Here is a 13,446-nt window from a genome sequence, read left to right on the forward strand (position 1 = left end):
TATGGCTTTGGCATCAGCACGACGGCTCGCCGCCGCGGGAGCGGTGACGGCCTTCATCGTCGGCGGCGTGACCATGGTGGCGGGCGTGGGCACCGCCATGGCCGCCGACTGCAAGCTGCTCATCCTGGCGTGCGAGGACGAGCCGGTCCAGGGCGGCGATCCGGGCGATCCGTGGGAGCCGGGCATCATTCCGCCACGCCTGCCGATCCCGAACGACCCCTTGTCCAACCTCCCCATCCCCTCCGACACCTGGTCGAACGCGCCCGCTCCTCAGGACACGTGGTCGAACGCGCCCGCGCCCCAGGACACCTGGTCGTCGGGGCCCGCCGAGCCGCCGCGCGAACCGACGTGGAAGCCCGCGGACGAGGACAAGCACCGCATCCCCGAGGGCCCGCCGCAGACGGGGGCGGGCGGACTCGCGGCCGGCGACCCCACGTGGCCGTTCGCCGCCGGGGGCGCGGCCCTGCTGACCGGCGCGGGGCTGGCGGGTCTCGCGGTACGGCGCGGCGCCTCGGAACGGCGGAGTGGCTGAGCCGCCTGGGCACAAGCTGATCATGGCGGGGGCCGTGCTGGTGTCGCTCGCCGGGATCGCCCTGATCTGGTTCGGCGTCACCGGCATGGCGGCCACGCCCGAGCCGTCGCCCGTCTCCGCCACGGCCACGTCGGCGCTGCCCAAGGTCGGCGCTCCGGCGCTGACCGAGCCGCCCGACGTGCTGGTCGGCAGGGTGGCCGAGCCGATGCGGACGGCCCGGCCGACGGCCGTCTACATCCCCAAGCTCGGGGTGTCCGCGCCGCTGATGGAGCTGGGCGTCGACGCCAAGGGCGCGATCGAGAACCCGCCGCTGGACCATCCGAACGTGGCCGGGTGGTACCGGTACGCGCCGGTGCCGGGCGCGCGGGGGGCGGCGGTCATCACCGGGCACCTCGACACGCGGACCGGACCCGCGGTGTTCGCGAACCTGCGCTCGATCAGGCGGGGCGACCAGGTGCAGGTGATGCGGGCCGACCGGTCGGTGGCCATTTTCGTGGTCGACCGGGTGGAACAGGTGGCCAAGAGCGCCTTTCCCAGCAGGAAGGTCTTCGGGAAGGTGAAGTACGCGGGGCTGCGGCTGGTGACGTGCGGCGGCGCCTTCGACAGGAAGGCGCACAGCTACCGGGACAACACCATCGTCTACGCCCACCTCGCCCACGCGTACCATCCCACGTCCTGAGCCTCACCGCGTCCTTCGGTTCGGGAGGCGTCTTACAAGGGGCGGCCTCGAAGGGGTGACTTGCGGGAGGCGGTCCTGGGGGTGTCGGCCCAACCTGGGCATCGCCGCGTGGGCGGTGCCGTCCATCGTCCGGTACGGCACGCGCGAGTGCAGGAGCGCTTCCTGCCGAAGACGTTCACTGGCGAGATCGTGTGGTGCCAGCGGTTCAGCGAGCCGGGTCCCGGGAGGCGTCTTTCGGGGGGCGTTCTTGGGGTGTCGTTCGGGAGGCGTTCTTGGAGGCGTCTTTGGGGAGGCCGAGGGTCAGGGGTCGCGGGGGAGGCCGAGGGCGCGTTCGGCGATGATGTTGAGCTGCACCTCCGTCGTCCCCCCGCCGATCGTGAACGCCCGCGTCGTCAGGATCATCCGGTTCCAGTAGGGATCGGCGGGCGCCAGTGACCAGCAGAACTCCGAGATCGCCTGCGCGTGCCGCATCCCCAGCAGCTTGCGCACGCTGGAGGCCGTTCCCGCGTCCGTCCCCGCCAGTTGCGACAGCGTCACCCGCAGCCCCAGCGCCGAGATCGCCTGTCCCTCGGCCCACAGCCGTCCCGCCTGTTCGAGCTGGGCCTGCCGCAGTGGAGGCAGGCGCCGGACGAGCTTCATCAGGTCGGTGTGTTGCGACCCCGGACCCCAGGAGTCCCCGAGCGCGACCCGCTCGTGTGACAGCGTGTCGCGGGCGACCCGCCAGCCGCCGTCCACCTCGCCGACGACCAGGTCGTCCGGCACGAACACGTCGTCGAGGAAGACCTCGTTGAAGATCTCCTCCCCGTTGATCTCCTTCAGCGGGCGCACGGTCACTCCTGGCGACGACATGTCCACCAGGAAGTAGGTGATCCCGTCGTGCTTCGGCCGGTCCGGCGAGGTGCGCGCGAGGCAGATGCCCCAGTGCGCGTACTGCGCCAGCGACGTCCAGATCTTCGATCCGCTGATCGACCAGCCGCCCTCCACCCGCACGGCCTTCGTCGACAGCCCCGCCAGGTCCGAGCCCGCTCCCGGCTCGCTGAACAGCTGGCACCACACGATCTCGCCGGTGAACGTCTTCGGCAGGAAGCGCTCCTGCTGCTCGCGCGTGCCGTACCGGACGATGGACGGCACCGCCCACGCGGCGATGCCCAGGTTGGGCCGCTTGAGGCCGTGGAACTCCTGGTGGATGATCACCTGCTCCAGTGGCGTGGCGGCGCGGCCCCACGGCTCGGGCAGGTGCGGCATGATCCAGCCCTCGCGGGCGAACCTGCCCAGCCTGGCCAGCGGCTCCTCCCTCGCCAGGCCCTCGGCGAGGCTCCTGATCTCCTCGCGTAGCGGGGACGCCTCCTCCGGCAGGTCGGGCTCCATGGCCCTGCGCGCGCCGCCGATGGCCAGCTCCGCGATCTGCTCGGCCCACACGCCTGGGTCGCCCGCCAGCATGCGCAGCGACAGCGCGCGCCGGTAGTAGCGGTGGGCGTCGTGCTCGAAGGTGTAGCCGATGCCGCCCAGCACCTGAATCGCGTCGGCGGCGCACCGCACGGCCGCGTCAGGCCCCAGCACCGCCGCCACCCCGACCGCCAGCCGTGTCTCCGCCCCGAGCGGCCGCCCGTCCCCGGGCGCTCGCTCCGCTCCGAGCGCCCGCCCGTCCCCGGGGGCCTCTGGCACGCCCGCCGGGGGCCGCCCGACCGTCTCCCGTTCCGCGTCCGCCCTCAGCCGCCCGCCGTCGGTGGCCCCCAGCCGCCCGCCGCCCGTGGACTCCGGCAACCCGGCGTCCGGGGCGGTGTCGGCGGTGTGTGGGGCGCGTTCGGCGTCCGGGGTGGAGGCGGCGGCGTGGTGAGCGCGCGTGGTGTCGAGGGCGCGCGCGGTGGTGTGGTGAGCGCGCGTGGTGTCGAGGGCGCGCGCGGTGGTGTGGTGAGCGCGGGCGGTGTCCAGGGCGCGGGCGGCGTCCCAGACGGCCGCGCGAGCCTGTTCCAGGGCGACCAGCGCTGCCGCGATCCGGTGTTTGACGCCCTGGAACTGTCCGATCGGCCGTCCGAACTGCTCCCGTACCTTCGCGTAGTCGGCCGCCGTGCGCACCGCCCACGCCGCCACCCCGCACGCCTCCGCGCCGAGCAGCACCGCGGCCAGCTCCCGCACCGGCACCGGCCCGAGCACCCGCGACGCGGGCACGTCCCACACCCCCGACGGCCCCACCCGCGACAGGTCGGCGGCGCCCTCGGCGGGCGGTCCCATCTGCGGCGGGTCGGCGTTCCCAGCGACCGGGCTCACCCGCGGCAGGTCGGCGCCCTCTCCGACCGGACTCATTCGCGGCAGGTCGGCACTCTCACCGACCGGGCTCACCTGCGACAGGGGGCGGGACAGGTCGACGCCGTAGATGGCGCTCGCCCGGACCGAGGTCCGGTCCAGCAGCGCCCACCCACCCGCCACCGGCACCAGGAACAGGTCGGCGTCGGGCGCGCCCAGCCCGTGCCCGTCCAGCACGACGGTGGCGGTCACCGTACCGTCGGCCAGGCCGGGCAGCAGCGACCCGCACCGCCCCGACCACGTCAGCGCCGCCGACGCCAGCACCGTGGGCAGGTAGGGCCCGGCGACGAGCGCGGACCCCAGCTCCTCCAGCGTGACCGCCAGCTCGACCAGCCCGTACCCCTGCCCGCCCGCCGCCTCGGGCACGTGCACTCCCAACACCCCCTGCGCTGCCAGCGCCGCATGGGAGGCGTCACGTGCCACGAGCCCGCGGACGGACTCGGCCAACGCCCGGTGTTCCGAAGTCAGTGCGATCGCCATGCGACCGAATCTAGAACCTTATTCGGTCCGCGGCCAGGGTCCGTGGCCAGGGACCGTGGCCAGGGTCCACGGCCAGGGTCCACGGCCAGGGACCGTGGTCAGGGTCACGGCCGGCGCCCGTCACAGGTTGATGATCGCGGCCTTCTCCCTGGTGTACTCCAGCACCGCGTCGTGACCGTAGCCGCTGTCCTTCACTCCGCCGAACGGCAGGCCGGGCGGCATCTGCCGGAAGGTGTTGACCCACACCGTGCCGCAGTCGAGGTCGCGCACGAACCGGTGGGCGCGGCCCAGGTCGCGCGTCCACACCCCGGCGGCCAGCCCGTAGGCGGAGTCGTTGGCGATGGCCAGCGCCTCCTCGTCGCTCCCGAACGGCATGGCCACCGCCACCGGCCCGAAGATCTCCTCCTGGCAGACGCGCAGCGCGTTGTCGGTGGCGGTGTAGAGGGTCGGCGCCACCCAGTAGCCGCCCGGCATGGCGGGCACCACCTCGGCGCCGGTCGTCCCGCCGAAGATCAGCTCGGCCCCCTCCTTCTCGGCGATCTGCAGGTAGGAGGAGACCCGTTCGTACTGCCCCGCCGACACGATCGGGCCCATGGTGGTGCCCAGGTCGAGCGGGTCGCCGAGGACGATGCCGGAGGCGGCCGAGGAGATGCGGCCGAGCATCTCGTCCCAGATGTCGCGGTGGATGAGGATGCGCGACCCGGCGACGCAGACCTGCCCGGCGTTGCCGGTGAAGACGGAGTTGACGGTGACGCCCTCGGTGGCGGCGTCGAGGTCGGCGTCGGGGAAGACGATGTTGGGCGACTTGCCGCCCAGCTCGAAGGTGAGCGGCTTGATCCCGGCCGCCTGGGTGATCGCGACGCCGGTCTGCGTGGAGCCGGTCAGGCTGATCTTGTTGACGCCGCGGTGCCGTACGAGGGCCTCGCCGACGTCCTCGCCCATGCCGGAGACGAGGTTCAGCACGCCGGGCGGCAGCACCTCGGCCAGCAGCTCGCCCAGGCGCAGCACCGAGGCGGCGGCCTGCTCGGCCGGTTTGACGATCACGGTGTTGCCCGCGGCCAGCGCGAAGGCGGCCTTGGCGGAGAACGTCGAGACGGGGGAGTTCCACGGGATGATCGCCAGCGCCACGCCGTACGGCTCCCGCCTGGTCAGCCCCAGGCTGTCGGGCCCGAGGATGACGGTGTCGCCCCTGACCGCGTCGAGCACCTGCCCCGCGGCCAGCTCCCAGAGGAACCGCATGCCGGGCAGGTCCCGGTGGAGGGTGTCGCGAAGGATGCGGCCGTTGTCGCGGGTTTCGATCCTGGCCAGCTCCTCGGCGTGGTCGGCGAAGACGGCCGCGACCTTGCGCAGGAAGTGGGCCCTGCCGAGGGCGGGCAGCGCCGACCACGAGGGCAGCGCCGCGCGGGCGGCGGCGACGGCCGCCTCGGCGTCGGCCTTCCCGCTGGCCGGGATCCGCGCCCAGACCTCGCCGGTGGCGGGGTTGACCGAGTCGAGGGTACGGCCGTCGGCCGCCGGGACGAGCCTGCCACCGATGAGGTTGCGATACTCCATCACGCGACCAAGCATATGCTTGCTTGATGCGGGACGGCTAGCGGCGCGACGACCCCACCGAGAAGGCCAGGTTGACCAGGACGACGCCGCCCCACACGACCAGGTAGGTCAGCAGGCCGGCGTCGCCCACGGTGAGCGCGACCGTCGCGATCGTGCCCATCACGATCGAGACGATCGCCAGCGCCAGCCGCATGCCGGTGGTGCTCTGCTGCTGCTTCAACTCGCGCCTGGCCACGCCCGCGTCGGCGACCATGCGCTCATCGACCCGCCGGTCGACCTCCTTGCCCATCTTGTCGAGGAAGGACTCGATGATGGAGTCCTCGAAGTCGGGGCCGAGGTCGCGGCGCGCCGCGACGGCGGCGCGCAGCTCATCGCCGTGAGATGACGTCATAGATCGAGATATAACGCATTGCCCGGTCAGCGGGCAAGAATGTCATCAAGGTTGTACGAAATCGGCTTTTCGAGCTGCTCATAGGTGCAGGATTCGGGCGTCCGGTCCGGCCGCCACCGCCGGAACTGCGCGGTGTGCCGGAACCTGTCGCCCTCCATGCTGTCGTAGGCCACCTCGATCACCAGCTCGGGCCTGAGCGGGATGAACGACAGGTCCTTCTTGGCGTTCCATCTTGAGACCGCTCCCGGCATCCGCTGGCCGCCGCCCGACGGGGTCGCCGCCGGCAGCCCGGCCCGCAGCAGCGCCTGGTCGGCCCACTCGCCCCACGGATGCTCGCCCAACTGGGCGAGGTACGGCTTGAGCTCCTCCACCAGCTCGGCCCTGCGCGCCATCGGGAAGGAGGCGGCCACCCCGACGTGGTGGAGCCTGCCGTCGTCGCCGTAGAGGCCGAGCAGCAGCGAGCCGACGATCGGCCCCGTCTTGTGCTCGCGGTAGCCCGCGATCACCACGTCGGCGGTGCGCTCGTGCTTGACCTTGAACATCGTCCGCTTGTCCGGCACGTACGGCTGGTCGCCCGGCTTGACGATGATGCCGTCGAGCCCCGCCCCCTCGAACATCTCGAACCACTCGGCCGCCCGCTCGTCGCTGTCGGTCACCGGGGTGAGCCTGATCGAGCCGCCCGCCTGAGGGAAGAGCCCTTCGAGCCTGGCCCGCCGCTCGGCGAACGGCGCCTCCATCAGCGCATCCGACCCCAGCGCCAGCAGGTCGAAGGCCACGAACGAGGCGGGCGTCTGCTCCGAGAGCATCTTCACCCTGGAGGCGGCAGGGTGGATGCGCTGCTGCAACGCCTCGAAGTCGAGCTCCTGCCCCCTGCGCAGCACGATCTCGCCGTCGACCACGCACTTGTCGGGCAGCTCGGCCTTGACCGCCTCGACCAGCTCGGGGAAGTAGCGCGTGAACGGCCGCTCGTTGCGGCTGCCGAGGAACACCTCGTCGCCGTCGCGGAAGATGATGCAGCGAAAGCCGTCCCACTTCGGCTCGTAGAACATCTTGCCGTCCTGCTTGGGCATGCCCTTGACCGCCTTGGCCAGCATCGGCGCCACCGGCGGCAGCACCGGGAGGTCAAGCCGGAGGTCGAGCTCGTCATCCATGGCTACTCCCTGATGTATCGGCAGAAGAGGAAACCCTCCTCCTCCAGCACCTGCGCCAGGCTCAGGCCGAGCTGAACCGGCTCGCCGTTCAGGACGCGCGCCGCGCCGCCGCCGATCAGCATCGGGCTCACCGACAGGCACAGCTCGTCGATCAGCCCGGCGGCGGCCAGCTGGCCGTTGAGCCGCGGCCCGCCCTCGCACAGGATGTGGTCGAGGCCCCGCTCGCGCAGCGCCTCGACCGCCAGCCTGAGGTCGACCCTGTCGTCACCCGCCACGATCACGTCGGCCAGCTCGGCCGCCTCGGCGCGGCGGTCGTGCGGCGCCGCCGCACAGGTGATCACGATCGTCCGCGCGTACGGCTCGGCGTCGGTGAACAGCGCGCTGCCCAGGTCGAGGTCGAGGCGTCGGGTCACCACGGCGATGGGCGGCGCGGCCGGGCGGCCCTCGCGCAGCGCCTGCCACGACTGCCTGGGTTTGGCCGGACCGTACCCCTCGGTCCTGACGGTGGCGGCGCCCGCCATGACGACGTCGGACAGACCGCGCAGGACGCCGAAGATCCGCCGGTCGCCCTTGCTGGACAGGCCGCCCGACAACCCCTTGACCCAGGTGCCGCCGTCGGCGCTGGCGACCATGTTGACGCGCAGCCACGGCTGCCGCCCGGGGTAGGCGTAGGCCTGGGGGATGTCGGGATCGTCTGCGGTGTCGGGATGGATGCGACGCACACGTCTACCTTGGCACACGGCACCGACAGACCGGGCTGAGGGGCGTTACTAATAGGAAACCTGCTCGCCAGACTGCCACTCCACTGTCGTGCCTGGTCGGGGTCGTAGTGGCAGTCCGCTTAACAGCTTTCCTATTGATATTCGCAGTTTGGTGTATCAGAAGACGTACGTGGTCTTTTGTGCATAACGTGGCGGCAGAGATGGGGATTCGGGGAGGCCGGGTGGATCTCGTCACGCTCGCGGCGTGGGTGCTCAACGCTCTGATCGGCTTCTACCTGCTGTACCTGTGGCTGTCGGGCGGCGGCCTGCGGCAACAGGCGACGAAGGTCACCAGGTTCCCCACGGCGTTGATCTTCTCCCATCCCGCGCTGGCCGTCTCGGCGCTGGCCTGCTGGGTGGGGTACCTGCTGACCGGGCAGCGGATGCTGGCGTGGCTGGCCTTCGCCGTGCTGTCGGCCGCGGCGCTGCTGGGCTTCACGATGTTCACCAGGTGGCTCGGCAGGGGACGCCACGCGAGGGGAGCCGAGCAGCGCTTCCCGCTGCTGGCCGTGCTCGCGCACGGCGTGGTGGGCGTGACCACATTCGTCCTGGTGCTGCTGGCGGCCTCGTCGATCAACTGAACGCCTTCCTTCAGATGGCCGCCGCGGACGCCGCGGCCACCTGGACGAAGGCGCTCACCAGCGGGTCCCGCGTGCCGTACCGCCAGGCCAGCGCCACCGTCGTCGTCGGCGCGCCCACCAGACGCCGGTAGACGACGCCCGCGGGCCGTACCGCGCTCACGCCCGCGGGGGCGAGGCTCACCCCGAGACCGGCCGCGACCAGGCCCGCCACCGTCTGCCACTCCACCGCCCGCTGCGTCACCCTCGGCTCGAAGCCCGCCGCCCTGGCCGGCCCGAGCAGCCGGTCGTGGAAGCAGGGCCCGTGCTCGCGCGGGAAGAACACGAACGGCTCGGCAGCCAGGTCGGCCACCTCGACCCGCCGCCGCGAGGCCAGGCGGTGACCCTGCGGCAGCACGGCCACCACCTCCTCGGTCAGCAGCGGCAGCACCTGCAGCCCTTCGGCCTCGTCCACCTCGCGCACCAGCCCGACGTCGATCTCCTCGCCGCGCAGCGCGGACAGTTGCCCGCTGGTGGTCATCTCCCGCATCTCGACCAGCACGCCCGGCCGCGCCCGCCCGAACGCGGCGATCACGCCGGGCACGACGGTCAACGCGAGCGAGGCGGCGAACCCGACGCGCAGCCGCCCCGCCTCGCCGCGTCCCACCCGCCTGGCCGCCTCCAGCCCGCCCGCCACCTCATCGATCGCGCGCCTGGCCGAAGGCAGCAGTGCCGCGCCCACGGCCGTCAGCTCGCGGGCGGTCCGGTCGAACAGCGGATGGCCCACCCGCTCCTCCAGCCGCCTGATCTGCTGGCTGAAGGGCGGCTGCGCGACGCCGAGGCGCTCGGCGGCCCTGCCGAAGTGCAGCTCCTCGGCCAGCACCACGAACGCGTGCAGCTGCCTGAGGTCCAGGTCGGGGCGCTCCATATCTCCAGAGATATCAGACGCTCTCATCCGACGTCTTGGACATATCGCTCAGCCGCCTGTGAGGATGCACGCCATGACAGCACGCACGCTCATCTCCAGCGATTCGCCGTTCGAGCACGCCATCGGCTACTCCCGCGCGGTCGTCGAGGATGGCTGGGTCTTCGTCTCGGGCACCACCGGCTTCGACTACCGGACGATGGCCATCTCCGACGACGTGACCGAGCAGGCCGCCCAGTGCCTGCGCAACATCGGCGAGGCCCTCGGCAAGGCGGGCGCGTCACTGTCCGACGTCGTCAGGGTCACCTACATGCTGCCCGAACCCGCCGACTTCGAGCCCTGCTGGCCGGTGCTCCGCCAGGCCTTCGCCGAGGTACGGCCGGCCGCCACGATGATCGGCTGCCGCCTCGCCGACCCGCGCATGCGCATCGAGATCGAGGTCACCGCCCGCCTTCGCCAGGACTGAGCTGCTAGGGCTGGGCTGCCCGCATCGGGTGGCGCAGCACCTGGATGCTGCGTGCCGTGACCGCCACCAGCGCGCCCGGCGCCCACTGGTCCTCGGGGAACGGCTCCTCGGCGGGACCCTCGTCGTTGGTGTCGAGCACGGCGATCCACGAGTCGGCGAACTCCTCGCCCGGCAGCGTGAACGTCATGTCCTCGTGGTGGGCGTTGATCAGCAGCAGGAAGGAGTCGTCCACGATGCGCTCGCCGCGCGGCCCCGGCTCGGTGATGGCCTCGCCGTTGAGGTAGACGCCCATCGACTTGGCGTAGCCGGTGTGCCAGTCGCCGGCCGTCATCTCCGCGCCCGCGGGAGTCAGCCAGACCAGGTCGCGCTTGCCGTCGCCGGGCGTGCGGCCGCGGAAGAAGCGGCGGCGCTGGAAGACCGGGTGCTCGCGGCGCAGCCTGGACAGCGCGCGCACGAAGTCGAGCAGGCCGTTCTCGGCGCGGGCCATCGACCAGTCGACCCAGGCGATCTCGTTGTCCTGGCAGTAGGCGTTGTTGTTGCCGCGCTGCGTGCGGCCCAGCTCGTCGCCGTGGGAGAGCATGGGCACGCCCTGCGACAGGAACAGCGTGGTCAGGAAGTTACGGCGCTGGCGGTGGCGCAGCCGTACGATCTCGGGGTCCTCGACGGGCCCCTCGACCCCGCAGTTCCACGAGCGGTTGTCGTCGGTGCCGTCACGGTTGTCCTCGCCGTTCTCCTCGTTGTGCTTGCGGCTGTAGGAGACGAGGTCGTTGAGGGTGAAGCCGTCGTGGCAGGTGACGAAGTTGATGGAGGCGACCGGGCGGCGGCCGGAGGAGGCGTACAGGTCGGCCGAACCGGCCAGGCGGGAGGCGAACTCGGGCAGCGCCGAGCCGGTGCCCCGCCAGAAATCGCGCACCGAGTCGCGATACTTGCCGTTCCACTCCGTCCACAGCGGCGGGAAGTTGCCGACCTGGTAGCCGCCGGGGCCGACGTCCCACGGCTCGGCGATCAGCTTGACCTGCGAGATCACCGGGTCCTGCTGGATGAGGTCGAAGAAGGCGCTCAGCCGGTCGACGTCGTGCAGCTCGCGGGCCAGCGCGGAGGCCAGGTCGAAGCGGAAGCCGTCGACGTGCATGTCGAGCACCCAGTAGCGCAGGGAGTCCATGATGAGCTGCAGCGCGTGCGGCGAGCGCACGTTGAGGCTGTTGCCGCAGCCGGTGTAGTCGAGGTAGTAGCGCCGGTCGCCGTCATGCAGGCGGTAGTAGGCGGCGTTGTCGATGCCCCGGAATCCGAGGGTCGGCCCCATGTGGTCGCCCTCGGCGGTGTGGTTGTAGACCACGTCGAGGATCACCTCGATACCCGCCTCGTGCAGCGCCCGCACCATCGCCTTGAATTCGAGCACCTGCTCGCCGCGCTGGCCCGCGCTGGAGTAGGCGGCGTGCGGGGCCAGGTAGGCCATCGTGTTGTAGCCCCAGTAGTTGGTCAGCCCGCGCGCGACGAGGAAGTGCTCGGGCACGAAGTGGTGCACCGGCATCAGCTCGACCGCGGTGACCCCGAGCGACAGCAGGTGGTCGATGACCGCCGGGTGGCCGATGCCCGCGTAGGTGCCGCGCTGCTCCTCGGGTACGGCCGGATGCCGCATGGTGAGCCCGCGCACGTGCGCCTCGTAGATGACCGTCTGGTGGTACGGCGTGCGCGGCGGCCGGTCGTTGCCCCACTCGAAGAACGGGTTGATGACCACGTTCTTCGGCATGTAGGGGGCGCTGTCGACGGTGTTGATCTTGGAGGGGTCGGTGAAATGGTAGGGGAAGACCGCCTCGTTCCAGCGCAGCTCGCCCTCGATCGCCTTGGCGTAGGGGTCGAGCAGCAGCTTGGCGGGGTTGCAGCGGTAGCCGTTGGACGGGTCGTAGGGGCCGTGCACGCGGTAGCCGTACCGCTGGCCCGGCACGATGCCGGGCAGGTAGCCGTGCCAGACGAAGCCGTCGACCTCGGGCAGGTCGAGGCGTTCCTCGGAGCCGTCGTCGTCGAACAGGCACAGCTCGACCCGCTCGGCGACCTCGGAGAACACCGCGAAACTGGTGCCAACGCCATCCCAGGTGCCGCCGAGTGGATAGGGCTCGCCCGGCCAGACCTCTCGCATGTGGCCCAATTGTCGCACGTGTCCGCCTTTCCGTCGCTATGGCGCCGGTGGTGCCGTCGCGGTTCCCGCCCGGAGGAGCGGGATCCGGTGTTCCGGCCCCGCGCCCGAGCGGGGGCGCGGGGTCGACGTCGAACGTCAGCCGATCAGCTCGGCGTTGAGCGAGATGGGGGCGCCCGTCAGCGCCTTGCTCACCGGGCAGTTGGCCTTCGCCGTCTCGGCCGCCTCCTGGAACTGCTCGGCGGTCAGGCCGGGCACCTGCGCCCGCACCGTGAGCACGATGCCGGTGATGCCCTCGCCGGGCTGGAACGTCACGTCGGCCTTGGTCTCCACCGTCTGCGGCGGGGTGCCCGCCTGGGCCAGGCCATGGGACAGGGCCATGGAGAAGCACGAGGAGTGCGCCGCGGCGATGAGCTCCTCCGGGGAGGTCTTGCCGTTGGCCGCCTCGGCCCGCGAAGGCCAGGAGACGTCGAAGGTGCCGACGCCCGAGGTGTCGAGCGAAACCTGGCCCGAGCCGTCGAGCAGAGCGCCCTTCCACTGCGTGGTGGCGGTACGAGTGGTCGCCATGGCGATGTCCTTTCGCTGGAAAACCCCAACATATCCCGCAGGTGCCCGATGATCGTCCGCACCCGGCGAGTCGCCGCGGGACGCGCCGCCGAGGCACCGGGACGACGGATGCCGACGTCCCGGGCGAGCTCCGGACCGGGGTGGATGCCGGGGTCCCGGACGGGCCCCGGGTGGAGCGGACGCCGAGGCCCCAAGCGGTCCCCGGGTGGGGCGGATGCCGGGTCCCGGGCGGTCCCCGGGTGGGGCGGATGCCGAGGTCCCGGGCGGGGCGGATCAGGTGCGGATCAGGTGCAGCCGCCTGAGCCTCGCGTGCTGAGACAGGCCCAGCCGAGCTCGCCGACCGGGCTGCGCGCGCCCGAGGGCAGCGTGTCGGGGCTGCCGGTGTCGGGTCCGAACACCTTCACGGTCGCGCCGTCACGGGCGCCGCGCAGCAGCAGATCACCGCCGTGGTCGTTGTTGTGCGCCGAGCCGAACCGGCCGGCGCGCAGGCCGACCCACCTGTCCTTGCCGCTGAGCACCCACTGGGTGCCCCGGTAGCGAGAGCGCTGCCAGAAGCAGGCCACGCCCGAGTCGCAGTCGCCCATGCCGTCGAAGCTCGCGCACGTCGAGGGGAACACGTTGACGCTCAACGCGCCGCCGTCGTAGGAGACGGTGTTGGAGTCGACTCTGGTGCCGCCAGGATGGCGGGCCAGTTGCGCCGCGATCTGCCTGTCGCTGTCGGCCGCGCACCGGTCGGGCCGCGCCGCCGCGTGTGCGGGGGACACGAAGCCGGGGGACAGGGAGGCGTGGCCCGCGGGAACCGGCAGGCAGGTGGCGAGCAGCGCGGTCGCTGCGACGAGTCCGATTCGCACGCAAGCTCCTAACGTCAGGTGACGGGTGGCCACCGGAACGTTAGCGCGCGATCGCTCTGCGTGACATCTCGTCGCCGAAACTCGCCCCTGCGACCCT

Annotated in this window: 13 protein-coding genes; 4 read left to right on the forward strand and 9 right to left on the reverse strand. The window is 71.9% G+C overall.

Going from position 1 to position 13,446, the window contains the following annotated elements; genetic code table 11:
• The first annotated feature begins 1 nt into the window (after position 1).
• Both ACFXJ8_RS33590 and ACFXJ8_RS33595 read left to right on the forward strand, forming a co-directional pair.
• On the forward strand, positions 2-532 hold the full coding sequence (locus tag ACFXJ8_RS33590; protein WP_379648018.1) for a hypothetical protein: 531 nt from the start codon (positions 2-4) through the stop codon (positions 530-532).
• Positions 525-1,211 (forward strand): class F sortase, encoded by a 687-nt coding sequence (locus tag ACFXJ8_RS33595; protein ID WP_379648019.1) that lies wholly within the window; start codon positions 525-527, stop codon positions 1,209-1,211. Before ACFXJ8_RS33590 ends, ACFXJ8_RS33595 begins: the two co-directional genes overlap by 8 nt.
• A gap of 300 nt (positions 1,212-1,511) precedes the next feature.
• Here ACFXJ8_RS33595 and ACFXJ8_RS33600 read toward each other — a convergent pair whose 3' ends face one another.
• The 5 genes from ACFXJ8_RS33600 to ACFXJ8_RS33620 all read right to left on the reverse strand — a co-directional run bounded on the left by ACFXJ8_RS33600 (position 1,512) and on the right by ACFXJ8_RS33620 (position 7,810).
• Positions 1,512-3,995, reverse strand: a complete 2,484-nt coding sequence (locus ACFXJ8_RS33600; protein ID WP_379648020.1) for an acyl-CoA dehydrogenase family protein — start codon at positions 3,993-3,995, stop codon at positions 1,512-1,514.
• Positions 3,996-4,115: 120 nt separating this feature from the next.
• On the reverse strand, positions 4,116-5,546 hold the full coding sequence (locus ACFXJ8_RS33605) for an aldehyde dehydrogenase family protein (RefSeq protein ID WP_379648055.1): 1,431 nt from the start codon (positions 5,544-5,546) through the stop codon (positions 4,116-4,118).
• A 37-nt stretch (positions 5,547-5,583) separates the two neighbouring features.
• On the reverse strand, positions 5,584-5,937 hold the full coding sequence (locus tag ACFXJ8_RS33610; protein WP_379648021.1) for a hypothetical protein: 354 nt from the start codon (positions 5,935-5,937) through the stop codon (positions 5,584-5,586).
• A gap of 26 nt (positions 5,938-5,963) precedes the next feature.
• Entirely contained in the window at positions 5,964-7,088 is a 1,125-nt protein-coding gene (locus ACFXJ8_RS33615; protein WP_379648022.1) for an ATP-dependent DNA ligase, read from the reverse strand.
• A gap of 2 nt (positions 7,089-7,090) precedes the next feature.
• Positions 7,091-7,810 carry a pyrimidine reductase family protein gene (locus ACFXJ8_RS33620; protein ID WP_379648023.1) on the reverse strand — a complete coding sequence of 240 codons (720 nt, stop codon included), beginning with the start codon at positions 7,808-7,810 and terminating at the stop codon, positions 7,091-7,093.
• 221 nt (positions 7,811-8,031) lie between these two features.
• Between ACFXJ8_RS33620 and ACFXJ8_RS33625 the strand changes: the two genes are divergently transcribed.
• Entirely contained in the window at positions 8,032-8,430 is a 399-nt protein-coding gene (locus tag ACFXJ8_RS33625; RefSeq protein ID WP_379648024.1) for a hypothetical protein, read from the forward strand.
• A gap of 10 nt (positions 8,431-8,440) precedes the next feature.
• On the opposite strand, the gene ACFXJ8_RS33630 is transcribed toward ACFXJ8_RS33625, so the two are convergent.
• Entirely contained in the window at positions 8,441-9,334 is an 894-nt protein-coding gene (locus tag ACFXJ8_RS33630; protein WP_379648025.1) for a LysR family transcriptional regulator, read from the reverse strand.
• A gap of 73 nt (positions 9,335-9,407) precedes the next feature.
• Between ACFXJ8_RS33630 and ACFXJ8_RS33635 the strand changes: the two genes are divergently transcribed.
• Positions 9,408-9,797 carry a RidA family protein gene (locus ACFXJ8_RS33635; RefSeq protein WP_379648026.1) on the forward strand — a complete coding sequence of 130 codons (390 nt, stop codon included), beginning with the start codon at positions 9,408-9,410 and terminating at the stop codon, positions 9,795-9,797.
• 4 nt (positions 9,798-9,801) lie between these two features.
• Here the strand turns inward: ACFXJ8_RS33635 and glgX are convergent, their stop codons facing one another.
• The 3 genes from glgX to ACFXJ8_RS33650 all read right to left on the reverse strand — a co-directional run bounded on the left by glgX (position 9,802) and on the right by ACFXJ8_RS33650 (position 13,349).
• Positions 9,802-11,934 (reverse strand): glycogen debranching protein GlgX, encoded by a 2,133-nt coding sequence (gene glgX / locus ACFXJ8_RS33640; protein ID WP_379648027.1) that lies wholly within the window; start codon positions 11,932-11,934, stop codon positions 9,802-9,804.
• 135 nt (positions 11,935-12,069) lie between these two features.
• Positions 12,070-12,498, reverse strand: a complete 429-nt coding sequence (locus tag ACFXJ8_RS33645; protein ID WP_379648028.1) for an OsmC family protein — start codon at positions 12,496-12,498, stop codon at positions 12,070-12,072.
• A gap of 284 nt (positions 12,499-12,782) precedes the next feature.
• A complete protein-coding gene (locus tag ACFXJ8_RS33650; RefSeq protein ID WP_379648029.1) occupies positions 12,783-13,349 on the reverse strand; it encodes a peptidase inhibitor family I36 protein in 567 nt (188 codons plus the stop codon).
• Between the last annotated feature and the right edge of the window lie 97 nt (positions 13,350-13,446).

It is taken from the genome of Nonomuraea sp. NPDC059194 (genome assembly GCF_042754765.1).
Taxonomy (GTDB): Bacteria; Actinomycetota; Actinomycetes; order Streptosporangiales; family Streptosporangiaceae; genus Nonomuraea.